The 22890-nt window shown below is 68.1% G+C and carries 22 protein-coding genes; 15 read left to right on the plus strand and 7 right to left on the minus strand.

The features are described from left to right. The 8 genes from VLK61_RS20865 to VLK61_RS20900 all read left to right on the plus strand — a co-directional run. Nucleotides 1-336 (plus strand): prepilin peptidase (locus VLK61_RS20865; protein WP_325423556.1); only part of this gene is annotated, 336 nt, incomplete at its 5' end. After that, on the plus strand, nucleotides 336-944 hold the full coding sequence (gene coaE / locus VLK61_RS20870) for a dephospho-CoA kinase (protein ID WP_325423557.1): 609 nt from the start codon (nucleotides 336-338) through the stop codon (nucleotides 942-944). The genes VLK61_RS20865 and coaE, both read left to right, overlap by 1 nt. Before the next feature lie 73 nt (nucleotides 945-1017). Further along, entirely contained in the window at nucleotides 1018-1773 is a 756-nt protein-coding gene (gene zapD / locus VLK61_RS20875) for a cell division protein ZapD (RefSeq protein WP_325423558.1), read from the plus strand. A gap of 8 nt (nucleotides 1774-1781) precedes the next feature. Then, nucleotides 1782-2000: a DNA gyrase inhibitor YacG gene (locus VLK61_RS20880; RefSeq protein ID WP_325423559.1), complete on the plus strand. Its 219-nt coding sequence runs from the start codon at nucleotides 1782-1784 to the stop codon at nucleotides 1998-2000. 198 nt (nucleotides 2001-2198) lie between these two features. Continuing rightward, complete coding sequence (gene groES, locus VLK61_RS20885) at nucleotides 2199-2489, plus strand: co-chaperone GroES (protein ID WP_088284330.1); 291 nt, start codon at nucleotides 2199-2201, stop codon at nucleotides 2487-2489. A 48-nt stretch (nucleotides 2490-2537) separates the two neighbouring features. Next, nucleotides 2538-4187, plus strand: coding sequence for a chaperonin GroEL (gene groL / locus VLK61_RS20890; RefSeq protein WP_325423560.1), 1650 nt, complete (start codon nucleotides 2538-2540; stop codon nucleotides 4185-4187). 183 nt (nucleotides 4188-4370) lie between these two features. Continuing rightward, the gene (locus tag VLK61_RS20895; RefSeq protein ID WP_325423561.1) at nucleotides 4371-5900 is read left to right on the plus strand and encodes a DUF1631 family protein; all 1530 of its coding nucleotides are present in this window, start codon (nucleotides 4371-4373) and stop codon (nucleotides 5898-5900) included. After that, the gene (locus VLK61_RS20900) at nucleotides 5900-8140 is read left to right on the plus strand and encodes a patatin-like phospholipase family protein (protein ID WP_325423562.1); all 2241 of its coding nucleotides are present in this window, start codon (nucleotides 5900-5902) and stop codon (nucleotides 8138-8140) included. The genes VLK61_RS20895 and VLK61_RS20900 overlap by 1 nt, the downstream gene beginning before the upstream one ends. Here VLK61_RS20900 and VLK61_RS20905 read toward each other — a convergent pair. Continuing rightward, nucleotides 8124-9083 (minus strand): alpha/beta fold hydrolase, encoded by a 960-nt coding sequence (locus VLK61_RS20905; protein WP_325423563.1) that lies wholly within the window; start codon nucleotides 9081-9083, stop codon nucleotides 8124-8126. The genes VLK61_RS20900 and VLK61_RS20905 overlap by 17 nt on opposite strands. Beyond that, nucleotides 9008-9769, minus strand: a complete 762-nt coding sequence (yihA, locus tag VLK61_RS20910; RefSeq protein ID WP_325423564.1) for a ribosome biogenesis GTP-binding protein YihA/YsxC — start codon at nucleotides 9767-9769, stop codon at nucleotides 9008-9010. Before yihA ends, VLK61_RS20905 begins: the two co-directional genes overlap by 76 nt. Before the next feature lie 949 nt (nucleotides 9770-10718). Here yihA and ltrA point away from each other — a divergent pair. The 5 genes from ltrA (at nucleotide 10719) to VLK61_RS20935 (ending at nucleotide 15660) form a co-directional block, all read left to right on the plus strand. After that, nucleotides 10719-12419 carry a group II intron reverse transcriptase/maturase gene (gene ltrA, locus VLK61_RS20915; protein ID WP_325423565.1) on the plus strand — a complete coding sequence of 567 codons (1701 nt, stop codon included), beginning with the start codon at nucleotides 10719-10721 and terminating at the stop codon, nucleotides 12417-12419. 153 nt (nucleotides 12420-12572) lie between these two features. Further along, the gene (locus VLK61_RS20920) at nucleotides 12573-13202 is read left to right on the plus strand and encodes a c-type cytochrome (RefSeq protein ID WP_325423566.1); all 630 of its coding nucleotides are present in this window, start codon (nucleotides 12573-12575) and stop codon (nucleotides 13200-13202) included. A 144-nt stretch (nucleotides 13203-13346) separates the two neighbouring features. Beyond that, nucleotides 13347-14303, plus strand: coding sequence for a protein-methionine-sulfoxide reductase catalytic subunit MsrP (msrP, locus tag VLK61_RS20925; protein WP_325423567.1), 957 nt, complete (start codon nucleotides 13347-13349; stop codon nucleotides 14301-14303). 22 nt (nucleotides 14304-14325) lie between these two features. Beyond that, nucleotides 14326-14955, plus strand: coding sequence for a sulfite oxidase heme-binding subunit YedZ (locus VLK61_RS20930; protein WP_325423568.1), 630 nt, complete (start codon nucleotides 14326-14328; stop codon nucleotides 14953-14955). A gap of 90 nt (nucleotides 14956-15045) precedes the next feature. Beyond that, nucleotides 15046-15660 (plus strand): hypothetical protein, encoded by a 615-nt coding sequence (locus tag VLK61_RS20935; RefSeq protein ID WP_325423569.1) that lies wholly within the window; start codon nucleotides 15046-15048, stop codon nucleotides 15658-15660. An 18-nt stretch (nucleotides 15661-15678) separates the two neighbouring features. Here VLK61_RS20935 and VLK61_RS20940 read toward each other — a convergent pair whose 3' ends face one another. Both VLK61_RS20940 and VLK61_RS20945 read right to left on the minus strand, forming a co-directional pair. After that, nucleotides 15679-17031: a histidine kinase dimerization/phospho-acceptor domain-containing protein gene (locus VLK61_RS20940; protein ID WP_325423570.1), complete on the minus strand. Its 1353-nt coding sequence runs from the start codon at nucleotides 17029-17031 to the stop codon at nucleotides 15679-15681. Further along, entirely contained in the window at nucleotides 17028-17708 is a 681-nt protein-coding gene (locus tag VLK61_RS20945; RefSeq protein WP_325423571.1) for a response regulator transcription factor, read from the minus strand. Before VLK61_RS20945 ends, VLK61_RS20940 begins: the two co-directional genes overlap by 4 nt. A gap of 71 nt (nucleotides 17709-17779) precedes the next feature. On the opposite strand from VLK61_RS20945, the gene VLK61_RS20950 reads away from it, so the two are divergent. After that, nucleotides 17780-19489, plus strand: a complete 1710-nt coding sequence (locus tag VLK61_RS20950) for a phosphoethanolamine transferase (RefSeq protein WP_325423572.1) — start codon at nucleotides 17780-17782, stop codon at nucleotides 19487-19489. Nucleotides 19490-19560: 71 nt separating this feature from the next. Next, nucleotides 19561-19800: a hypothetical protein gene (locus VLK61_RS20955; RefSeq protein WP_325423573.1), complete on the plus strand. Its 240-nt coding sequence runs from the start codon at nucleotides 19561-19563 to the stop codon at nucleotides 19798-19800. A gap of 9 nt (nucleotides 19801-19809) precedes the next feature. Here the strand turns inward: VLK61_RS20955 and VLK61_RS20960 are convergent, their stop codons facing one another. The 3 genes from VLK61_RS20960 to VLK61_RS20970 all read right to left on the minus strand — a co-directional run bounded on the left by VLK61_RS20960 (nucleotide 19810) and on the right by VLK61_RS20970 (nucleotide 22871). Next, nucleotides 19810-20226 (minus strand): YidB family protein, encoded by a 417-nt coding sequence (locus VLK61_RS20960; RefSeq protein WP_325423574.1) that lies wholly within the window; start codon nucleotides 20224-20226, stop codon nucleotides 19810-19812. Nucleotides 20227-20317: 91 nt separating this feature from the next. Next, on the minus strand, nucleotides 20318-22180 hold the full coding sequence (locus VLK61_RS20965) for a sensor histidine kinase (RefSeq protein WP_325423575.1): 1863 nt from the start codon (nucleotides 22178-22180) through the stop codon (nucleotides 20318-20320). Nucleotides 22181-22193: 13 nt separating this feature from the next. Next, on the minus strand, nucleotides 22194-22871 hold the full coding sequence (locus tag VLK61_RS20970; protein ID WP_325423576.1) for a response regulator transcription factor: 678 nt from the start codon (nucleotides 22869-22871) through the stop codon (nucleotides 22194-22196). Between the last annotated feature and the right edge of the window lie 19 nt (nucleotides 22872-22890).

A 22890-nucleotide genomic window follows, 5' to 3' on the forward strand; every position in this document is an offset into this window, starting at 1 on the left:
CAGGTGTCCTTGAATGACGCTGCACTCGGCGCCTTCTTCGGCTACTTCTCGTTGTGGGCCGTGGCCCGCTTGTACAAGGCTGTGCGCCATGTTGACGGCATGGCCGAAGGCGACTTCAAACTGTTGGCCGGGCTGGGCGCCCTGCTCGGCTGGCAGGTGCTGGCAGCGATCATCCTGCTGTCGTCCGCCGTGGGTGCCTGCGTCGGCGTCTACATGATCGTCGCGCGCGGCCATGGCCGCAGCGTGCCGATCCCCTTCGGTCCTTACCTGGCCGGTGGCGGTGTGGCAGCGATGTTCTACGGCACCCAGCTCAGCCGATTGTGGATCCCCGGTTGATGCACAGCCGCCCCTGGCGCATGGGCTTGACCGGCGGCATCGGCAGCGGCAAGAGCACGGTCGGCGGCATGCTGGTCGCGCTCGGCGCCACCCTGGTCGACACCGACGCCATCGCGCACAGCCTGACAGCCCCTGGCGGTGCGGCGATGCCGGCCTTGCGAGCGAGCTTCGGCGACGACGTCGCAAGGGCTGACGGTGCGCTCGACCGCAACCAGATGCGCGCACGGGTGTTTGCCGACAGCACGGCCAAGCGCCGGCTCGAAGCCATCCTGCACCCGATGATCGGCAGCATGGCCCAGCAACAGGCCGCGCAGGTTCAGGGCCCGGTGGTGTTCGACGTACCGCTGCTCACGGAGTCCAGCCACTGGCGCGCCCGCTGCCAGCGCGTCCTGGTGGTCGATTGCAGTGAAGCCACCCAGGTCGAACGTGTTGTCGCGCGCTCCGGCTGGAGCGAGGCGCAGGTGCGCCATGTCATCGCGCAACAAGCGTCCCGCCCCGCCCGGCGCGCGATCGCCGATGCGGTGATCCACAACGAGCACTTGTCCGTCGAGCAACTGCGCGAGCATGTGGCGAGCCTGTGGCAGATCTGGTTGACCAGCCCGGCGTGAGCGGAAACGGGGCTGTGAAACAATCCTGCGTCGCGGCCGGCCGGACGGCTGCCGCCTGACGAGGAAGCGCGCCTTGGTTCTGTACGAGTACCCGTTCAACGAGAGCATCCGCACGATGCTGCGGCTGGAGCACCTGCTCGACAGGCTGGGCCAGCTGATGCCGCGGGATACCGCGGTCGATCACCACTTCGCCCTGGTCACGCTGTTCGAGATCATGGACGTCTCGTCGCGTGCCGATCTGAAGTCTGATCTGCTGAAAGAGCTGGAGAGGCACAAGGCCCAACTGGTGGCCTACCGCAGCAATCCGCAGGTTTCGCAAGCAGCGCTGGACGGCATCATCGGCCGCATCGACCACGCCTTCGACGGCCTGAACCACCAGGCCGGCAAGGCGGCCCAGTCACTGACCAGCAACGAATGGCTGATGAGCGTGCGCAGCCGCATCAGCATTCCTGGCGGCACCTGCGAGTTCGATCTGCCGGCCTACTACGCCTGGCAGCAGTTCGATGCCGGGCGTCGCCGCGCCGACCTCGGCGCCTGGGTGGCAACGCTGGCGCCGCTGGCCGAAGCGCTGCAGGTGCTGCTGCAACTGCTGCGTGATGCCGGTGCGCCGCACAAGGTGATGAGCAGCGGCGGCCAGTACCAGCAAAGCCTGCCGCCAGGGCGCAGCTACCAGTTGCTGCGGCTGCGCATCGACGAAACAGCCGGACTGATCCCCGAGATCAGCGGCCACCGGCTGATCGTTTCGATCCGGCTGATGCGCTGCGAGGCCGATGGCCGCATGCGGCCCGCCAACGAAGACATGGCCTTCGAGTTGACCCTCTGTTCCTGATCCACGCGATGTCCACCGCAGCACCTCCCGGCAACAGCCGCTCTGCGCGCCAGGTGCCCTGCCCCACCTGCAGCAGGCCGGCGCTTTTTGCGCCGGAGAACGCCTGGCGCCCGTTCTGCAGCGAACGCTGCCGCAGCGTCGACCTGGGCGCCTGGGCCAGCGAGCGCTACCGCGTCGAAGCCAAACCCGACCCATCGGACGACGACACCGACACGCCCGCACATTGACGCCGGCCGGTCGATTCATTGCACCCGCCCTCTTGAACGCGGCGCAGGCGTCCCTATAATCAGTCTGCTAGCACTCGACGAGCTTGAGTGCTAACAAGCTTGGCAGCCAGTGGCTGCCAAGCTCCACAAACATGCAAATAGGCGCTCACTTCCGTGGCGCCGGCCTGTTATAGCTGACTGCGACATCAAGGAGATGTGATGAAACTTCGTCCGTTGCACGATCGTGTGATCGTCAAGCGCCTGGAACAAGAAACCAAGACCGCCTCAGGCATCGTGATTCCCGACAACGCCGCCGAAAAGCCCGACCAGGGTGAAGTGCTGGCCGTCGGTCCCGGCAAGCGCAACGACAAGGGCGACTTCGTTGTCCTGAACATCAAGGTGGGTGATCGCGTGCTGTTCGGCAAGTACAGCGGCCAGACCGTCAAGGTCGATGGCGACGAACTGCTGGTGATGCGCGAGGAAGATCTCTTCGCCGTGGTTGAGAAGTAATCAACCCCTCGCCAAGCCCCCATTCACTGAATTCCGGAGAGATACAACATGGCAGCTAAAGACGTCATTTTTGGCGCTGACGCCCGTCACCGCATGGTCGAAGGCGTGAACATCCTGGCCAATGCGGTCAAGGTCACGCTGGGCCCCAAGGGCCGCAACGTCGTGCTCGAGCGCTCGTTCGGCGCCCCCACCGTCACCAAGGACGGTGTCTCGGTGGCCAAGGAGATCGAGCTGAAGGACAAGCTCCAGAACATGGGCGCGCAAATGGTCAAGGAAGTCGCTTCCAAGACCAGCGACATCGCCGGTGACGGCACCACCACCGCCACCGTGCTGGCCCAGTCGATCGTGCGCGAAGGCATGAAGTACGTGGCCGCGGGCATGAACCCGATGGACCTGAAGCGCGGCATCGACAAGGCCGTCGTGGCCCTGGTTGCCGAGCTGAAGAAGCAATCCAAGGCCACCACCACGAGCAAGGAAATCGCCCAGGTCGGCACCATCTCGGCCAACAGCGATGAAGAAGTCGGCACCATCATCGCCCAGGCGATGGACAAGGTCGGCAAGGAAGGCGTCATCACCGTCGAAGACGGCAAGAGCCTGAACAGCGAACTCGATGTCGTCGAAGGCATGCAGTTCGACCGCGGCTACCTGTCGCCGTACTTCATCAACAACCCCGAGAAGCAATCGGCGCTGTTGGACAACCCCTTCGTGCTGCTGTTCGACAAGAAGATCAGCAACATCCGCGACCTGCTGCCCACGCTGGAGCAAGTGGCCAAGGCCGGCCGTCCGCTGCTGATCGTCGCTGAAGAAGTCGAAGGCGAAGCCCTGGCGACGCTGGTGGTCAACACCATCCGCGGCATCCTGAAGGTCTGCGCCGTCAAGGCCCCGGGCTTCGGCGACCGCCGCAAGGCCATGCTGGAAGACATCGCCATCCTGACCGGCGGCAAGGTCATCGCCGAAGAAGTCGGCCTGACGCTCGAGAAGGTCACGCTGGCTGACCTCGGTCAAGCCAAGCGCGTCGAGATCGGCAAGGAAAACACCACCATCATCGACGGCAACGGCGCTGCTGCGGACATCGAAGCCCGCGTCAAGCAGATCCGCGTGCAGATCGAGGAAGCCACCAGCGACTACGACCGCGAAAAGCTGCAAGAGCGCGTGGCCAAGCTGGCCGGCGGTGTCGCCGTCATCAAGGTCGGTGCTGCCACCGAAGTCGAGATGAAGGAAAAGAAGGCCCGTGTCGAAGACGCGCTGCACGCCACGCGTGCCGCCGTTGAAGAAGGCATCGTGGCTGGCGGCGGCGTCGCGCTGCTGCGTGCCCGCCAGGCCGCCGGTACGATCAAGGGCGACAACAGCGACCAGGACGCCGGCATCCGGATCGTGCTGCGCGCTGTCGAGCAGCCGTTGCGCGAAATCGTCGCCAACGCTGGCGACGAGCCGAGCGTGGTGATCAACAAGGTGCTGGAAGGCAAGGGCACCTACGGCTTCAATGCCGCGAACGGCACCTACGGCGACATGATCGAGATGGGCATCCTGGATCCCACGAAGGTCACGCGCACGGCGCTGCAGAACGCAGCATCGGTGGCCGGCCTGATGCTGACCACCGAAGCCATGGTGGCCGAAGCGCCGAAGGACGAATCCGGCGCCGGCGGCATGCCTGGCGGCGGCATGGGCGGCATGGGCGGCATGGGCATGGACATGTAATGTTGTTGCGGACGGCTTTGCCGCCGCAATAACTCGGCGCGTTCGAACGGACAGCCCTTGCGGGCTGCCGCTCAACTTGCCGAGGGCTTTGCCAACAATCGGGCCTCCTTCGGGGGCCCGTTTCGCTTTGTGGCATGACGGTGGGGGATCGATTGATAATCGGTCGTCAACTCGCTGAGCCTGATGAGCAAACGCCCCACTCTGCACGATTTCGTCGAAGACGAAATGCTCCGCGCGCCCCTGCTGTTCGACCAGGTGGTCGATGCGGTGCATGAGCAATGGCGGCTGGCCATCGGGCCGCAAACCCGGCACGGCGGTGATGCCGCGCGAGTCTTGCAGATGCACCGCGGCGATCTGGTGTCCGAGGCCGTGCGAGCGCTGCGCGCGCATGTGCAAGCGGAGATCAGCGGGGCCGGCGCCGGTCCCGCCGCATCCGCGGCGCCGGCAGCACCCATGAAGCTGGAGCTGTCGCTGATCGACGAAGAGGCCGTGACCTCCGACATCGAGATCTCGCGCGCCGTCGAGCGCATCAAGTCAATGGCGGAGTTCGAACTGCGCGAGTTGCAGTCCTACACCTCGGCACTGGTTGGTGACCTCAATGTGTCGCGCGACCACAACCCGTTCCGACCCGAAACCTATGTGCGCGCGCTGTGGGAGGGAGTGCAAGCCGTGCCCTTGAGCCGCGGCGGCCATGCTTCCTTCCTGCACGACGCCGCGACACCGCTGGCCCGCACCTTGCGCCAGGGCTATGCCGGTGCCTGCACCCGGCTGGACGACCAGGGCATCGAGCCGGCGATGCACCGCACCATCGTTGTCACGCCGACGCTGCGCGGCGCGATGGACTCGCCCCAGGCCACCGTGTCGCAAAGCCTGGAGGAACTGCGCGCCAGCCTGCCGATGCCACTGAATCCCGTCGACCCGCCGGCAGCGACCGCCGCCCCCAGCGCGCCGCGCATTGACCAGCAGCTGATCGAACTGCTCTCGCGGCTGTTCGATGCGATCCAGTCCGACCGCTCCTTGCCCGCCGATTGCGTGCCGCTGGTGCTGCGCCTGCATCCGACCACGCTGCGCCTGGCCGTGCAGGACACCGCCATGCTGGACGACTACGACCACCCGGTCTGGCAGTTCATGGACCGGCTGGCCTTCCTGCTGACCACCGCGCAAGTCGCCGAGGCCGACCGCGCGCTGAGCTTTGCGCGCCAGCTGGTCGACCATCTGGTGGCCGACGGCGCCGCAGACATCACCCGCTTCGAGTGGGCCTCGGGCCGCATCAGCTTCTTCGAGCGCCACAGCCTGGACCGCGCCGTGCTGTTGGCGCAGAACGAAATCACCCAGTTGCAGCTGGCGCGGGACGAGGCCAGCGAGCCGATCGACATCGGCACCATGGACACCGTGCCCGCCGAACTGATGCCCGAAGCCTCGCCGGCCCCGGCCGCGCCGGGCGTGCCATCCGAGCTGCTGGCGCTGCAACCGGGCAACCATGTGCGCACCTACCTGCAAGGCGAATGGCGGCTGCTGCAGCTGCTGTGGGTGGACCGCGACGGCGAAAGCTGGCTGATGCGCGACGCCAGCGCCTCGCGTCACTGGGCGCTGCGGCTGCGCGCCATCGAGCGCCTGTTCGCCGCACAGCTGGCGGTCCCGCTGAAGCCACGCTCGCTGGTGCGCAGCGCCGCCAGCCGCGTGCTGCGCACGATGGGCGGACCCGCCCGCTGATGCGTGGCCTGCTTGCGGCGGCACTCGCTGCCGCGCTGACGCTGCTGGCCATCGCAATCCCGGCCACCGCCGCGGAACCGGCGGCGCAGAAGAGCCGCCCACGCATCGGCCTGGTGCTCTCCGGCGGCGGCGCCCGCGGGCTGGCGCATGTCGGCGTGCTGAAGGTGCTGGAGGAGATGCAGATCCCGGTCGACGTGATCGCCGCCACGTCGATGGGGGCCATCGTCGGCGGGCTCTATGCCAGCGGCATGCGCGCCGATGAACTGGAGCATGAACTGCTGCAGGTGCGCTGGGACGAGGTGTTCTCGCCGCGCATCGAGCGCCGGCACCTGTCGCAGCGGCGCAAGGAAGAGGACTTCGAGATCTCTCCGCTGATCGAACTCGGCCTGCGCGACGGGGAACTGCGCACGCCGCAAGGCGCCGTGTCCAGCCGCGGGCTCGAATCGCTGCTGCGCCGCTACACGCTGCCGGTGCGCGGCGTGCAGAGCTTCGATGCGCTGCCGATCGCCTTCCGCGCCGTCTCCACCGACATGGAAACCGGCCAGGCCGTGGTGATGGACGGCGGCGACCTGGCGCTGGCCCTGCGCTCGAGCATGAGCGTGCCGGGTGTGTTTGCGCCGATCGAGATCGATGGCCACATCCTGGGCGATGGCGGGCTGGTCAACAACACGCCGGTGGATGTGGCCCGCGCGCTGGGCGCCGACATCGTCATCGTCGTCAACATCGGCACGCCCTTGTCCGGCCGGGCGGCGCTGGGCTCTGCGGTCGGGCTGACGCAGCAGATGATCAACATCCTCACCGAGCAGAACGTGCAGCGCAGCCTGGCCACGCTGAAGCCAGCGGACGTGCTGATCGCGCCCGAGCTCGGCACGCTGAGTTCGTCGGACTTTGCCGAGGTGCGAAGGCTGATCGCCCTCGGCATGGCCGGCGCGCGTGGTCGCAGCGACAAGCTCGCGGTCTTGTCGACGTCGGCGCCGGACTACGCCGCCTGGCAGCAGCGCCATCGGGCCCGGCCGCTGGCCGACACCCGCCTGGCCTTCGTGCGCATCGAGGGCACGACCCACACCAACCCCGAGCGGCTGGAAGCGATGCTCGAGTCCAAGGCCGGCGAAGCCTTCGACGCCGAACGTGCCGAGCGCGACGCCAAGCGCCTGGCCGGCGGCGGCGACTACACCCGTGCCGACTACCAGCTGGTGCATGAAGCCACCGGCGACGGCCTGGTGTTCGAGCTGGAAGACAAGTCCTGGGGCCCGAACTACCTGCGCGCCGGCATCGACCTGAGCACCGATTTCCGCGGCCGCAGCGCCTTCAATCTGAAGCTCAGCCACAACCGGCACTGGCTCACGCGCAACGGCACCGAGTGGCGCAACCGGGTGCAGATCGGCGAGGTGCCGCTCGCCTTCACCGAGCTGTACCACCCGCTGGCCTGGACCTCGTCGCGGGCCGACGATTGGTTCGTCGCCGGCTACGGCGGCGTGGAACGCCGGCGCCTGCTGCGCTACCAGGCCGACACCGGCGACGAATCAGCCATCTTCCGGCGCGACCTGGGGCTCTCCGGCATCGACCTGGGCCAACCCTGGGGCGAGTTCGGTGAATTCCGGCTGGGCTGGTCGCACCTGCGCCTGCGCGCGGTGCCGGAGATCGTGCGCGCCGACTACCCGGGCCGGACCGAAACGGCGCGCTGGACCGAGGACGGCCTGCGTGCCCGGGCGGTGATCGACCAGCTGGACTACCCGAGCTTCCCGCAGTCGGGCTACCGCATGGAAAGCGAGATCTGGTGGGGCCGGCGCCGCGGCGACCTGAGCGGCAATTTCACGCGCGTCGAATCCCAGGGCATGGTGGCGCGCAGCTTCGGGGCCGACACTTTCAGCATCCACGGCCTGCTGCAGATCGCCGACCAGAAGCAGTCGCTCAATGTCGAGCGCTACCAGCTCGGCGGCTTTCATCAGCTATCAGGCTATCAGAGCGGCCAGTTGACCGGCAACGATGTGATGCTGCTGCGCCTGACCTGGTACCGGCGCCTGTCGCAGACGCCCACGCTGACCCGCGGCTTCTTCGTCGGCGGATCGTTCGAGCTGGGCAATGCCTGGGCCCGCAGCGGCGACATCCGGCTATCCGACCTGCGCAGCGGCATGAGCCTGTTCGTCGGCGCCGACACCGGCATGGGCCCGCTGTACCTGGGCCTGACCTACGCGCCGGGCGGCAGCGCCGGGCTGGTCCTCTTCATCGGCCGACCGTAGCGGCTTGCGCGTCGGCCAAGGCCTGGCAGATCGTCTCGACCACCCGCGCCGGCTCTTCATGCACGATCCAGTGCGATGCACCGGGCACCCGTTCGACCTGCAGTTGCGGCACCCATTGTTCGAGGCCGTCCAGCAAGCACGGCAGCAGGGCCTGATCGGCCTCGCCCCAGAGCATGCGCGTCGGCACGCTCACGTTGACCACCGAGGGCGGCAACTGCAGCGTGTGGATCGACGCATCGGCCGCGCTGGGCGGCCGCAGCGGCGAGGCGCGGTAGTAGTTCAGCGCACCGTCCAGGCCGCAGGCCCAGACCGCGCGGTAACGCTGGCGCAGCGCCGGCGTCAGCCAGCGGGCCTGGCCGAAGCGGCTGAGCTTGTCGAACAGCAAAGCAAAGTCGTTCGCGGCCAGCCGGCTGGCCGCCTGCGGCTGAATCAGCTCATGCATGTAATCGCTGGCCGCCTGCTGGGCCGGGTTGTCGCGCAACTCGCGCAGCAAGGCGCCGGGGTGCGGCGAATTCACGATCACCAGCTGCCTGACCAACTCCGGCCGCAGCGCCGCGAGGTTCCAGGCCACGCCGCCGCCCCAGTCATGCGCCACCAGCACATCGATCGGCGCGCCCAGGTGCTCGATCAGCGCCACCAGGTCGGCCACCAGATGCTTGGCCCGGTAGGCCTCCACCGCCGCCGGCGCGCTGGAGTGTTCGTAGCCTCGCAGGTTGGGCGCCAGGCAGCGCGCCTGCGGGGCCAGCGCGGCGATCACCTCGTCCCAGACAAAGGCCGCCTCGGGAAAGCCGTGCAGCAGCAACACCCGCTGCGGCGCGTCCACCGCACCGGCGGCCCGGCACGACAGGCGGATGCCGTGCGGCAGCGTCAGGTGGAAGGTGTCGGGGGTATGGGGATCGGGGGCGGGTTCGTAGGCGAGGTCGAGGGCGTCGTCGGTGTCCATGCGCGCAGCGTACAGGCTGCATCGCCCAAACCCTGTCGCGTGAGTGCCGAGAACAGCGTGATGCTGATGTCCGAGTGCTCGGTCGCCACCTCGCCCAACACGTCCTGCGCCTGCGCCAGTGAGCGCGCCGCCTCGTTGCGGCTCAGTTTGTCGGCCTTGGTCAGCAGCACCAGCAACTTGACCTCGCCCATGCCCACGCGCGGCGAGACGAACTCCAGCAGTTGCCGATCCAGCGGTTTGAAGCCGTGCCGCGAATCCACCATCATCACCACGCCGGCCAGCGCATGGCGGTTGCGCAGGTAATCGGCCATCACCTGCTGCCAGCGCAGCTTGGCGTCGCGCGCCACGGCGGCGTAGCCGTAGCCGGGCAGGTCGGCCCACAGCGCGTCGGGCGCGTCGGCCGGGCCCAGTTCGAACAGGTTGATGTGCTGCGTGCGGCCCGGCGTCTTCGACGCAAAAGCCAGCCGGCGGTGCTGGGCCAGCGTGTTGATCGCGGTGGACTTACCGGCATTGCTGCGGCCGACAAAGGCGGTTTCCGGCAGGCCGGGGGGCGGCAATTGCTCGAGCTTGCTGGCGGTGGTGAGGAAGCGCGCGCTCTGGGTCCACGACAGCGCGGCACGCTCTTCGGGGGTCGGGGCCGCAGGCCCGGGTGCGGCGTGCGGCGGTACGGAAACGGGGTCGGTCATGGAGCATTGTAAAATCGTTGGGTTTGGTGCGACACGGTCGGTGTCGCTCTCCCTAGCTGCGGGGTAATGCAGCCTTCCAGAGAGGACCTGCCTTCGGGTAGGTCGCAGGTGAAACCCCTGCAGGAGTCCACTCCCGCCCCTGGGCGGGACGCGTGACGGGATGTCTTTGGCTTCGGCCTTTGACTGACCGTGACAGAGCCGCGTCATCGCCGCCCCAAGCGGCAAGACGCATCGTCGGGAGACGGTATCGAGACTCCAAGAGCGATGGGAAGTCTTCGGTTGCCTTGTCACACTTGCTGTGACCTGCTGCGCGACCAGCAGTAGCCTACGTCGGCATGCATGACCGGTAACGGTCGTGTGTGAAGCCCGACCAACAATGTCCCCCACCTCGGTGGCGTGCATCTCCCGCGAGGGAACGCATGGAATCTGCCAGCAGGAAGGCGGAGGAGGGGCTAGGCTAGTTCCGCATGGGTAACGTATGTGAACTGCTGACTGAACCCGGGTTACGATTGAATGGCCAAACCTGCTGTCAGGCCATAGCCAAAACGGCGCGCACGCGGGCTGTCCTTATCAAACTCAAGGACACGTCGCCATACCGCTGCCCCGGGAGAAGCAGACCCTAAACGGAGAGACGACACGGCATCTGCCATGTCGCCGGCAATCGAAGGAACGTGGTAAGCCCCACCATCTGCCCGGTGCACCAGTTGCACCGGGCAGGGAAGCCGCAAGGCGACCTGTCGGATGAGGGGGTATGGGATCGTGGAAAAAGCGAATGCTCGGCTGTAACGGCTGGGATAGGGGCTCCGACTTGGCCCCACTGCGAAAGCAGGCCCACTTCCACGTGGTGCAACCGTCGCTAGCCGGTTGCTGAGTTCTAAACCCTGAGGGGACGCATGACTCCCTCAGGGGGAGAAGTGCGTCCTCGAAGGGTTCAACCAACGAGGAAAGCATGGAAGAAGTCATCGACATCGGTGGCTCTGCGTCTTCGCACTTGCCCGACGGCTGGCACGCCATTGATTGGCGGCGAGTCGATCAGCAGGTGAGAACAATGCAGATGCGGATAGCGAAGGCAACGCAGGAAGGTGACTGGCGCCGGGTGAAAGCCTTGCAAAGGTCGCTGACCCGCTCGTTCAGCGCCAGAGCTTTGGCGGTGCGACGAGCGACAGAGAACCAAGGCAAGCGGACGGCAGGCGTCGACCGCGAGCAATGGGATACGCCGACCAGCAAATGCGAAGCGGTCAGTCGGTTGGAGCAGCAACGGGGATACCGGCCCGCGCCGTTACGGCGGGTCTATATCCCCAAGACGAACGGCAAGGAACGCCCGTTGGGCATTCCGACGATGAGGGACCGGGCCATGCAGGCACTCCACCTGCTCGGTCTGGAACCCGTCGTCGAGTCGCAGAGCGATCCGAACAGCTACGGCTTTCGGCGAAACCGCTCGACGGCCGATGCCATGAGCCAGATCTTCGTGTGTCTCTCCCGCAAGGTATCCCCGCAATGGGTCCTTGAGGCAGACATCGAAGGTTGCTTCGACCACATCAACCATGAATGGCTGGTGCGCCACGTCCGCATGGACAAATGCATCGTCCAACAGTGGCTGAAGGCAGGAGTGGTCTACAAAGGCCAACTGACTGCCACCGAAGCTGGAACGCCGCAAGGCGGCATCATCTCGCCAACCCTGGCGAACGCGGCATTGAACGGACTGGAAGCGGGCCTGGTAGCGCACCTCACGGCGACGCTGGGCAAGTCGAAGGTCCAGAAGCTCAAGGTCAATGTGGTCCGGTACGCCGACGACTTCGTCATCACCGGGAGTTCGAAAGAGTTCCTGGAGACCGAGGTCCGGCCGTGGGTAGTAGCGTTCCTCGCCACACGAGGGTTGCGACTGTCCGAGGCCAAGACGCGTGTCACCCACATCGACGAAGGCTTCGACTTCCTGGGCTGGAACTTCCGGAAGTACTCCGGAAAACTGCTCATCAAGCCGAGCAAGAAGAACGTGCAAGCGTTCTACAGCAAGGTGAAGGAAGTCGTGATGTCGCATCTGATGGTGAAACAGGCGGAGCTCATAGGGCTGCTGAACCCGATCCTGCGAGGTTGGGCGCAGTACCACCATCCGGTGGTCGCCAAGGAGACGTTCAGCAGGCTCGACTCGCTACTGTGGTGGCGCTTGACCCGCTGGGCACGTCGCCGACATCCGAAGAAGAGCCCGAGGTGGGTGGCCGAGCAGTACTGGCACACCATCGACGGCAGGTCAGAGTTCGCAGTCAGGACTCCGACCGAAGGCGACACGCCAGGGTGGCTGCGGTTGTATCGGCTTTCCGATACACCGATCGTGCGGCACCAGAAGGTCAAAGGAGACTTCAACCCCTTTGATCCCCGGTGGGAAGCGTACGGCGAGGACTTGCGCGGGCGGCGCATGCTGCAAAGCATGGCGTACCGCAAGCAATGGGCTTCGCTGTACCTTTCGCAGCACGGCAACTGCGCCCTTTGCGGAGGCGTCCTCTCGGACGAAACGGGTTGGCACGATCACCACCTGATCCGTCGGGTGGATGGCGGGTCAGACTCGTTGTCGAACCGGGTGCTCCTGCACCCGGTGTGCCATGTGCAACTGCACGCCTTGGGTCTGTCTGTTGCGAAGCCGGCCTCGGAATGAGGCTTAGGTGCCGGGCTCCGGTAGAATCTTTGGTTGCCCAGGCACAGAGTCGTGCTTGAGCCGGATGCGGTGAAAGTCGCAAGTCCGGTTCTTAGGGGGGGATAGGCCAGCAATGGCCCGTCCCTACCCTCCCCCATCCCAAGGTTTCCCGACATGAAGTCGTTGCTTGCCCTGACGTTGCTGGCTGCCGTGGTTGCACTCCCGGCATCGCCCACCCTCGCCGCCGAAACCCAGGCCGCGGCCAAGCCCGACCTGGCCAAGGGCCAGACGATTTCCACCCAGGTGTGCGGCGCCTGCCACACCGCCGATGGTTCCCGCGGCAGCCCGGCCAACCCGATCATCGGCGGCCAGCATGCCGACTACCTGTTCAAGCAGCTCGAAGAGTTCAAGACCGGCAAGCGCAAGAACGCCGTGATGACCGGCATGGCCACGCCGCTGTCGACCGAGGACATGAAGAACGTGGCCGCGTTCTACGCCAGCAAGCCCACCAAGCCCGGTTTCGCGAAGAACAAGGACCTGGTGCTGCTGGGCGAAAAGATCTACCGCGGCGGCATTGCTGCCAAGCAGGTGCCGGCCTGCGCCGGCTGCCACAGCCCCACCGGCGCCGGCATCCCGGCCCAGTACCCCCGTGTCGGCGGCCAGCATGCCGACTACACCGAAGCCCAGCTCAACGCCTTCCGCGCTGGTGCGCGCGGCAATTCACCGCAGATGAGCACCATCGCCGCCAAGCTCAGCGACAAGGAAATCAAGGCCGTCTCCGACTACATGGCCGGCCTGCGCTGATCAACGCTGCTCGCGAGGCAAACGGGGCCGGTCGATGACCGGCCCTTTTTCATGGCCGCGAGGAACGCTGTAAGGCGCCGGGTACTCCCAACGACTACCAGGCAGCAGCCCAGGCGCTGCCACCCAGGCATCACAGGAGCCTCCATGTCTTTGCACCCCCGTTCGTCCGAGATCACCCCGCGTTGCCTCTACGAAGGCCGGCGCGAGTGGATGAAGCGCCTGGCCGCTGGCGCGCTGGGCACATCGCTGGCCAGCTGGGCCGCCCGCGACGCGCTGGCCCAGGCCACTGCGCTGCCCGGCGCCAGGAGCGCGGTGCCCGGTGCGATGCTGATGGACAAGCCCACGCCCAAGGCCGACGCCAGCTCGTACAACAACTTCTACGAGTTCGGCACCGACAAGTCCGACCCGGCGCGCAACGCGCACACGCTGAAGACCCGGCCGTGGACCGTCGCGGTCGAAGGTGAGGTCAAGAAGCCCAAGGTCTTCGACCTCGACGAGTTGCTCAAGCTCAGCCCGATGGAAGAGCGCATCTACCGCTTGCGCTGCGTCGAAGGCTGGTCGATGGTGATCCCCTGGGTCGGCTACTCGCTGGCCGAACTGATCAAGCGTGTCGAACCCACCGGCAACGCCAAGTTTGTCGAGTTCGTGACCTTGGCCGACCCCAAGACCATGCCCTTCGTCGGCTCCCGCGTGCTGGACTGGCCCTATGTCGAAGGCCTGCGGCTCGACGAGGCAGTGCACCCGCTGAGCCTCCTGTCCTTCGGCATGTACGGCGAAGTGCTGCCGAACCAGAACGGCGCGCCGGTGCGCCTGGTCGTGCCGTGGAAATACGGCTTCAAGAGCGGCAAGTCCCTCGTCAAGATCCGCTTCGTCGACAAGCAGCCGCGCACCGCCTGGGTCAAGGCCGCCGCGCAGGAGTACGGCTTCTACTCCAACGTCAACCCGAAGGTCGACCACCCGCGCTGGAGCCAGGCCACCGAACGCCCGATCGGCGACGGCGGCGGCATCTTCGCCAAGAAGAAGCCGACGCTGATGTTCAATGGTTACGAAGCCCAGGTCGGCCAGCTCTATGCCGGCATGGACCTGGCGAAGAACTTCTGATCCCCCGGCACCCCGCACGTCGATGAACAAGCTGCTGCTGCATCCGGCGACCAAGCCGCTGCTGTTCGTGCTGGCGCTGCTGCCCTTCGCCCACCTGGTGTGGGGTGCGATTGCCGACACGCTGGGCCCCAACCCGGCTGAAGCGCTGATCCGCGGCACCGGCGACTGGGTGCTGCGCTTTCTGTGCATCACGCTGGCGATCACGCCGCTGCGTGAGCTCAGCGGCTGGAACGCGCTGGCGCGGCTGCGCCGCATGGCCGGGTTGTACGCCTTTTTCTACGGCGCCGTGCACTTCCTGTGTTATGCCTGGCTGGACATGGGGCTGGACCTGGCCGACATCGTGCGCGACATCCCCAAGCGCCCGTTCATCCTGGTCGGCACGCTGGCGCTGCTGCTGATGGCCTCGCTGGCCGCCACCTCGTTCAACCGCGCGATCAAGGCGCTGGGCGCGGCGCGCTGGAAGGCCCTGCACAGGTTGGTCTACGGCATCGTGCTGCTCGGCCTGCTGCACTTCTTCTGGATGCGCGCGGCCAAGCACGATTTCGGCGAATGGGCGGTCTACGCAGTGATCGTCACGCTGCTGCTGGGCTGGCGGCTGCGCAAGCCAGTGCGCGGCTACTTCATGAAATTCGGCAGCCAGAGCGCGGGTTGAGGACGCAGCAGCACCGCGTGACGCCGATCACGCGCGCCCCCCGGGGATGCGGGGAAGTCAACGCCAGCGCCGGGGCCTAGCATCGCCACCATGACAGTCCCCCGCCGCATCACCGCCGAACCCGGCGACCACGCCGAACCCGGCCTGCCCGAAGGTTTTGCGCGCCACGCGCTGACGCTCGCGATGCGCGGGCTGGACCGGGCCACGCTGTGCCAGCGCCCGGTGGACATGGGCCAGGCGCTGTCGCAGCTGGCGCGCAGCCTGAAGGCGCTGGGCGCCTTCGGCCCCGCCGAGACCTACCTGACGCAGGCGTTGCGCTGGGCGGCGATGCTGCCCGGCATCGATGCCCGTGTCGACCTGCTCTGCGAACTGGCCGAGGTCAGCTGCGCCGCGGCCGAAGCCGAACAGGCCGCCAGCGAGGACGACCGCCATGCCGGCCGCGCCTCACGCGAGCGGGCACGCGACCACGCCTTCGCCGCCGCCGGCCTGGCCGGCCAGACCACCGATGCGCATTGGGAAGTGAAGGTGCTGCTGCGCGTCAGCGATGTGCTGGACCGCTGCGGCGACCATGAAGACGCCGCATCGATGCAGAACCGCGCGATCAGCCTGATGGGCCTGAGCACCGATGGCGACGCCGCGATGCACGACAGCGCGCCCGAACTGCCGGCGATGGCGATGGCGCCGGGATCGACGCTGCTGATGTAGCGCGGCCTCTTCGCCGCGTCAGGCGAAGCTGATGCGGTAGCAGGTGCTGAAGCCCGGCGGCGGCGCCAGCGATGCAAAGCGGCCGCCATGCACTGCAGCCACCTTGTCGACCACGCGATGACCGAGGCCCAGGCCCAGCGCATGCCCTGACGCGCCCTCGGCCGCGGCGGCAGGGCCACTGTCCAAGCCCTGCGCGCGCTGCCGCGCACCGTCGTCGCAGACTTGCAGCCAGCGCTCATCGGCGTTGAGTTGCACCTCGACGGCGGTGCCGCGCGGCGTGTGCGCCAGCGCGTTGTCGAGCAGGTTGCGCAGCGCCAGCTCCAGCAGCACCGGGTGCCCGGCGATGCCCCACTGCGCCGGCGCCTGCAATGCCAGCTCATGCCCGGCATCGAGCGCTGCCTGGGCATAGTCGGCCACCACGCGGCGCGCCAGGTCTGCCAGGTCCACCGGCGTGGCGGCTTCGTCCAGTTCGGTGCGGCTGGCGCGCGCCAGCGCCAGCAGCTGGTTCAGCAACTGCCCGGCCCGCAGCGCGTCCTGTTCGATGCGCTGCAGCGACTGCGCCCGCTCCTCATCGCCCATCTCGCCGCGCAGCGAACGCGCATGCAGGCTCAGCGAGGCCAGCGGCGTGCGCAGCTCGTGCGCCAGCTCGCTGGTCAATTGCTGCTCGCGGCCCAACGCCGCGTGGTAGCGCAGGACCAGCGTATTGATGGCCTCCACCACCGCACCGAACTCCTGGTGTCGCTGGCCCGGCGGCAACGGCGTGGCCCGCTGCACATCGAGCGCCAGCACCTCGTCGGACAAGATACGCAAGGGCCGCAGGCCGCGCCGGATGGCCAGTCCCAGCACCAGCGCCACCACCGGCAGCACCCACAGCCCCGGCTCGGCCACCTGGGTGCCGATGTCCCAGGCCAGCTCATCCCGTTCGGCAATGCTCAGCATCACCATCACGCGGCGCTGGTGCCCGGGCGCCTGCCAGCGCGCAAAGCTGCGCCAGGCCGCCGCGGGCGCGCCGAGCGACTGCGTCGCAAAGCCTTCGCTGTCGGCGAAGGGGGGTATCGGCGCGTCACCGGTGCGGCTGATCACCCGGCCGGCAGCATCCCAGACCACCACGCTCAGCGATTGCTGGTAGTCATGGGCCCGCAGGTTGGCCGGGTCGCCGCCCGGAAACACCGCGCGTGCATCGCTGAAGTCATTGCGGGTCTCGCTGAGCAGCAGCGCCGCCACGCTGGCCAGGTGGCCGTCGATCAGCTCATCGGCCTCATGCAGGCCGGTCCGGAAACCGACCACGACAAACCCCAGCCAGACCAGGCACAGCGCGCCGAGCGCCCAGCCGAGCAAATCGCCGACCAGCGTGCGTCGGCGCCGGATCATGCCTCGGCCGGCACGAAGTAGCCCACGCCGCGCAGCGTGCGGATCACCGTGTCGCCCAGCTTGCGGCGCAGCCGGTGCACATGCACTTCGAGGGTGTTGCTGTCCGGTCCACCATCCCAGGCGTAGAGCAGCGCCTCCAGTTGCGGGCGCGACAGCACGCGCGGCCGCACCTCGGCCAGCGCCAGCAGCACCGAGAACTCGCGCGCGGACAGCTCCACCGGCTCGCCGGCGCGCTGCACCCGGCGTGTCGCGATGTCGATCTCGACATCGCCGATGCACAGCAGCGGCTGCGCGCGGCCGGCCGCCCGCCGGCGCACGGCCCGCATGCGCGCGGCCAGCTCGTCGCTGTCGAAGGGCTTGGCGACATAGTCGTCGGCCCCCATGTCCAGCGCCGCGATGCGCGCGGCCACCTGGTCGCGCGCGGTCATGATCAGCACCGGCGTGTGCGCATCCGGCAGCCCCGCGCCGCCATGCCGGCGCAGGCGTTGCAGCAGTTCGCTGCCGTCACCGTCGGGCAGGCCCAGGTCCAGCAGCACCAGGTCGAAAGGCTCGGCCTGCAGCGCGGCCCAGCCGGCCTCGATGCTGCCGGCCAGGTCGACCACGCCCCCATGCTGCCGCAGATGAGCGCGCAAGCCCTGGGCGATGCCCTCGTCATCCTCGACCACCAGCACGCGCATGGCCGCATTGTGCGATGCAGCCGCGGCGCGCTTAAGACTGGCTTAAGCCGCCCGCCCTAGCCTGCGCAGCGATGCACACCACCACCTCGGCGGGCGCCAGCAGCGCCGCCACGGCGACCGTCACCCGCTCAGGCCGCCCGCGCGGCGGCGACCGCTCCACCGCCTGGCAACCCGCCTGGCTGATCGGTGCCGTGAGCCTGTGGATCGCCAGCGCCGGCAACCTGGCCCTGTGGTTCGCTCTGCACCGATTGCAGCTGCTGGCAGGCTGGCGTGGCGCCGGTTTTGCCGCGGGCCTCGGGCTGGGTATCGCGGCCCTGCTGTCCCTGCTGCTGGCGCTGTTGAACTGGCGACGCACCTTGAAGCCGGTGCTGACGCTGCTGCTGCTGGCCGCCGCTTTCGGCGCGCACTTCATGCTCAGCTACGGCGTGGTGATCGACAGCACGATGGTCGTCAATGTGCTGCAGACCCACGTGCGCGAAGCGCTCGACCTGTTCAGCCCGCGGCTGCTGGTCACCGTGCTGCTGATCGGCGTGCTGCCGGCGGCGGTGGTCTGGCGCACGCCGCTGGCCTGGGGCAGCAGGCCCCGCCAGCTGCGCAACAACCTGCTCTTGCTGCTGGCTGCCGGGGCTTTGCTGGCAGCCGCACTGGTGTCGGTGTACCAGCCGCTGTCGGCCACCTCGCGCAACCACCGGCAGCTGCGCTACCTGGTGAACCCGCTGAACGCATTGGTGGCTGCCGGCCAGGTGGCGGCCCAGCCCTTGCGCCGCACAGGTTCGCAGGCGCTGCTGGCGCTGGGCGAAGACGCCCGATTGCGTGCCGCTGCCGCACAAGCCAAGCCACCGCTGCTGCTGCTGGTGCTGGGAGAAACCGCGCGCAGCGACCACTTCGCGCTGAACGGCTATGCCCGGCCGACCACGCCGGAGCTGGCCGCACTCGGCGTCACCAGCCAGCGCAACGCCTGGTCCTGCGGCACCAGCACCGCGGCCTCGGTGCCCTGCATGTTCTCGCACCTCGGGCGCGAAGCCTATGGCAGCCGCCAGCAGGACCATGAAACCCTGGTCGACGTGCTGCAGCGTGCCGGCCTGGCGGTGCTGTGGCTGGACAACCAGGCGGGCTGCAAGGGTGTCTGCGAACGCGTGCCCACGGTCAACACCAGCGCGCTGCGCCATGCCGGACTGTGCGCCGACGGCGAGTGCCTCGACGAGATCCTGCTCGACGGCCTGGATGCGCGCATCGCCACGCTACCCGCCGAACGCCGCGCGCGTGGCGTGGTGCTGGTGATGCACCAGATGGGCAGCCATGGCCCGGCCTACCCCAAGCGTTCACCCGCCGCGTTCAAGCGCTTCCAGCCCGAGTGCCACAGCGCGGAACTGCAGGACTGCAGCCGCGACGAGGTGGTCAATGCCTACGACAACTCGATCGCCTACACCGATCACTTCCTCGCCGCCGCGATCCGCTGGCTGCAGGGCCGTGCCGCATCCGCCGACACGGCCCTGCTGTACGTTTCCGACCACGGCGAGTCGCTGGGCGAGAACAACCTCTACCTGCATGGCTTGCCCTATGCCTTGGCGCCCGATGCGCAGAAGCACGTGCCCTGGATCAGCTGGTTCTCGCCCGGCTTCGCGCAGCGCAGCGGCGCCACCGACGCCTGCCTGCAACAGCGCCTGGACGAACACGTCTCGCACGACCAGTACTTCCACTCGGTGCTCGGCCTGCTGGACGTGCACACCCGCGCCTACCGGCCCGACTGGGACTTCTACCGCCCCTGCCGACAACCCTGACGGCTTGTCGGTCTCCGCGAAATAGATCGTGCACACTCGGCCCTCGAGGCGCATCTGCGCGGGAGTGGGCCATGCAAGCACCTGCCAAATACCTGGTGATCATCGATTCCGACGGCGCCGCCACGGCGATGCTGTTCAACGCGCAACGCGTGCGCGTCGCCGATTTTGATGCCGGCACCGAGGAGGTCGCGGTGATGACCACCGGCCTCGCGCCGATGAGTACCGCCGGTGCCGCCGAATGGGACAAGGCGCTGGCCGGCAGCACGGCCAAGGCGCGCGACGAAGCGGTGGTCTACGAGCTCGATGTCTAGCCGCGCGCCTCAGCGGTTCAGCAGGCCGCCCAGCAAACCGCCCAGGTCACCCAATCCGCCCTGTGGCAGCTGGCCCTGCGGCGTCAACTGATCCACCACGCGCGGCAGCATCTGGCTCAGCTGGCCCAGCAGGTCGCCGGTGTTCATACCGGTCTGCTGCGCGAGATCCCCCACCACATCGCTGCCCAGTGCGTCCTGCAACTGGTCGGCCGAGACCGGCAGGTTCTGGCCGGTGCCCACCCAGCTGCCGACCACATCGCCCAGCCCGCCGCGCGACAGCTGTGCCACCAGGCCCGCCAGCCCGGCACCACCCTCGCCATGCGAGGACAGCAGGCTCATCACCGCCTGCAGCAGCGCGGCCTGGCCGCCCCCACCGCCGGGCTGCGCGCCGCCAAGCGAGCCGATCACTGCATCAAGAAGTCCCATGGCCTGTGCTCCACAACATCGATCGACGCATTGTGCGCCGCGCTCCGTGACGCGGCGGTGGCCTGCTCGATGCGGCCAACATCACCCGTCATCATGGCCTGCGCACGATCGGCAGCATCAACCGAACGCAGGTGCCGCCTTGAGTGGACTGGCCGATCGTCAGCTGCCCGCCGATCGCTTCGGCCCGACTGTGCATGTTGCGAAGGCCGTGCCCCCGTCCGCGCGGCGCAGACTGCGGCAGTCCACCACCGTCGTCTTCCACCAGCACCTCGATCGATCCGGTCTCGGTCGAGTGATGCAGCGCCACCGTCACGCGCTTCGCCTGCGCATGCTTCAGCACGTTCGTCAGCGCCTCGTGCAGGATGCGCTGCGCGTGCATCACGGCCGATGGTGTCAGCGCGCCGGTGCCGGGCACCGCATCCACCTGCCAGTCGAAGGCGATGCCGGCGGCGTCAAAGCGCTGCTGCAGCCGGTAGCGTGTCGTGCCCAGCACGGTGGCCAGGTCGTCGCCGGCAGTCTGCAGTGCGTCGACCGCGATGCGCAACTCGTCGAGCGCGGCCTGCGCGTGTTCGCGCAGCGGCGCGCGGTCGCTGCCGTGGCCGACGAGGCTGATCAGGCCCACCAGCTGAGCGCCGACACCGTCGTGGATGTCTCGCATGATGCGCTGCCGCTCGCTCAGCACGGCTTGTTCGTTTTCGCTCGCGCGCAGCGCCGCCAGGCTCTCGTGCAGGCTGGCCTCGCGCTCGCGCACGCGCTGCTCCAGCGTCTGCGCAAGCTCGTGGTGGTCGCGCAGCGCCCGTGCGTAGCGTTCGACGATCACCCAGCCCATCACGATCACGATCAGGAAGGTGGCGTGCGGCAGGATGGCGAAGTGCGTCTCGTCGCGCAGGCCCAGCAGCACCGCGCCGTAGTCATGCAGCGCGGCCACGGCGGCCACCAGGCCCGAGGCCAGCAGCGGCCAGGCGTAGCGATCGTCTGCGTGGAGCGCACGGCGCGCGATGTGCCACAGGCTGTACATCCCTATCGGCACCAGCAGGCCCAGGCACACATCCCATAGCAGCGGCACACCCAGCGCCTTGGTCAATACCGCGAGCACCGTTGCCAGCGGCAGGTAGGCCTGCAGCACCCGCCAGGGCGTCCGGTGCTCGACGCCCGCCAGCAGCAGCAGGTAGCCGCACATCAGCGCGATATGCCAGGCCCGCGCGACGGCGACCCCTGCGCTCCACACCGTGCCGTTGAGCGGAACCTCGACCAGCACGCGATCGAGGTTGGGCACCGCACCGGTGATCGCCGCGGCCGCGAAGCACAGGTACAGCGCCCGGCGCTCGTGGCGCCACAGCCCGAGGGCCAGCGCGCCCATGATCAGCATCGAGACGCAGAAGGTCATGGCCGCGCCGGTGCGCATCGCCAATTGCAGGCGAAAGACGCGGCCCACGGCGTCGGCGGGTCCGACGAGTCCGTTGGACAACCCGCTCCAGCGGCCCGGCTGCGCGTGGATCGTCACTTCCAGCGCATTGGCCTCCGGCCGCAGCAGTTCGTCGGGCAGTGGCAGCCAGGTCGGCGACTTGGCGGCATCGAAACGGCCATTGCCCGGCGTGCCGAGCTGGGCGAGCCATTGGCCGTTCAGCCGGAACTCGACCTGGTTGCCGACGCGCGGAAAGAAGACCGCAATCGGCGCCGAGGCCACACGGCCGGGCAAGGGCACGGTGTAGCTTGCCGTGCCGGGCTGCCCCCTGAAGCGGCGGTCGAAACGGTTCGGCAAGTCGACCCTGGTTTCGACGGAGGGTGTGCCGGGTGCCGGCCCGGCTTGATAACTCACCTGGCTGGCGCGAGCGATGGTTTCCAGGCTCCCGGATCTGCCCGGCAGGCCTTGCATCGCCAGCAGCGCGGCCGCGAGCACGATGGCCGGCAGCAGCCACAGCCAGCCAAGCCGTCGTGGAGCTGCGGGCGGCACGCGGGCTCGCCTTTCAGCGCAGCAGGCCGAGCTGCCGGGCCTCGAACACCGCTTCGGTCTTGGAGTGCACCGCCAGCTTGCCGTAGATGTTGCGGGCGTGGGTCTGCACGGTGGCCATCGAGACGCCCAGTTGCCTGGCCACTTCCTGATAGGTGAAACCGCGGGCCACCAGGTCCAGGACTTCCGATTCGCGCTGAGACAGCCGGCCGCCGCCGGGCGCCATGGGGCCTGCAGCCGGTCCCGGCGGCGGCGCCGCCGGCGACGCAGCAGCCGGCGGGCCGCTACGCTGCATGCGGTCCAGCAGCCGGCGCGCGATCACCGGCGACATCGGCGATCCGCCGGCCCGCAGGCTGCGCACATGGCGGGCGAGATCGTCCTCGGTGCCGTCCTTCAGCAGGTAGCCGCGCGCACCGGCCTCGAAGGCTTGGAGCATGCTGCTCTCGTCGCCGAACATCGTGATGACCATCACCTCGCAGGCCGGGTGCAAGCGCAACGCGTGGCGGATGAGGTCGATGCCGGAGCCATCGGGCAGGCCGATGTCCACCAGCAGCACCTCTACCGGGTGCTCGGGCAGCCAGCGCATCAGCTCGCCCGCGGTGGCGGCCGCGAACAGCAGGTCCAGATCGGCGCTGTTCTCGATGGCGCGGCCCAGCCGCTCGCGCGTGCCCGGGTCATCTTCGACCAGGGCCACCTCGACCCGCCGGTCCGCC

It is taken from the genome of Aquabacterium sp. (assembly GCF_035476535.1).
Classification (GTDB): Bacteria; Pseudomonadota; Gammaproteobacteria; order Burkholderiales; family Burkholderiaceae_C; genus Pseudaquabacterium.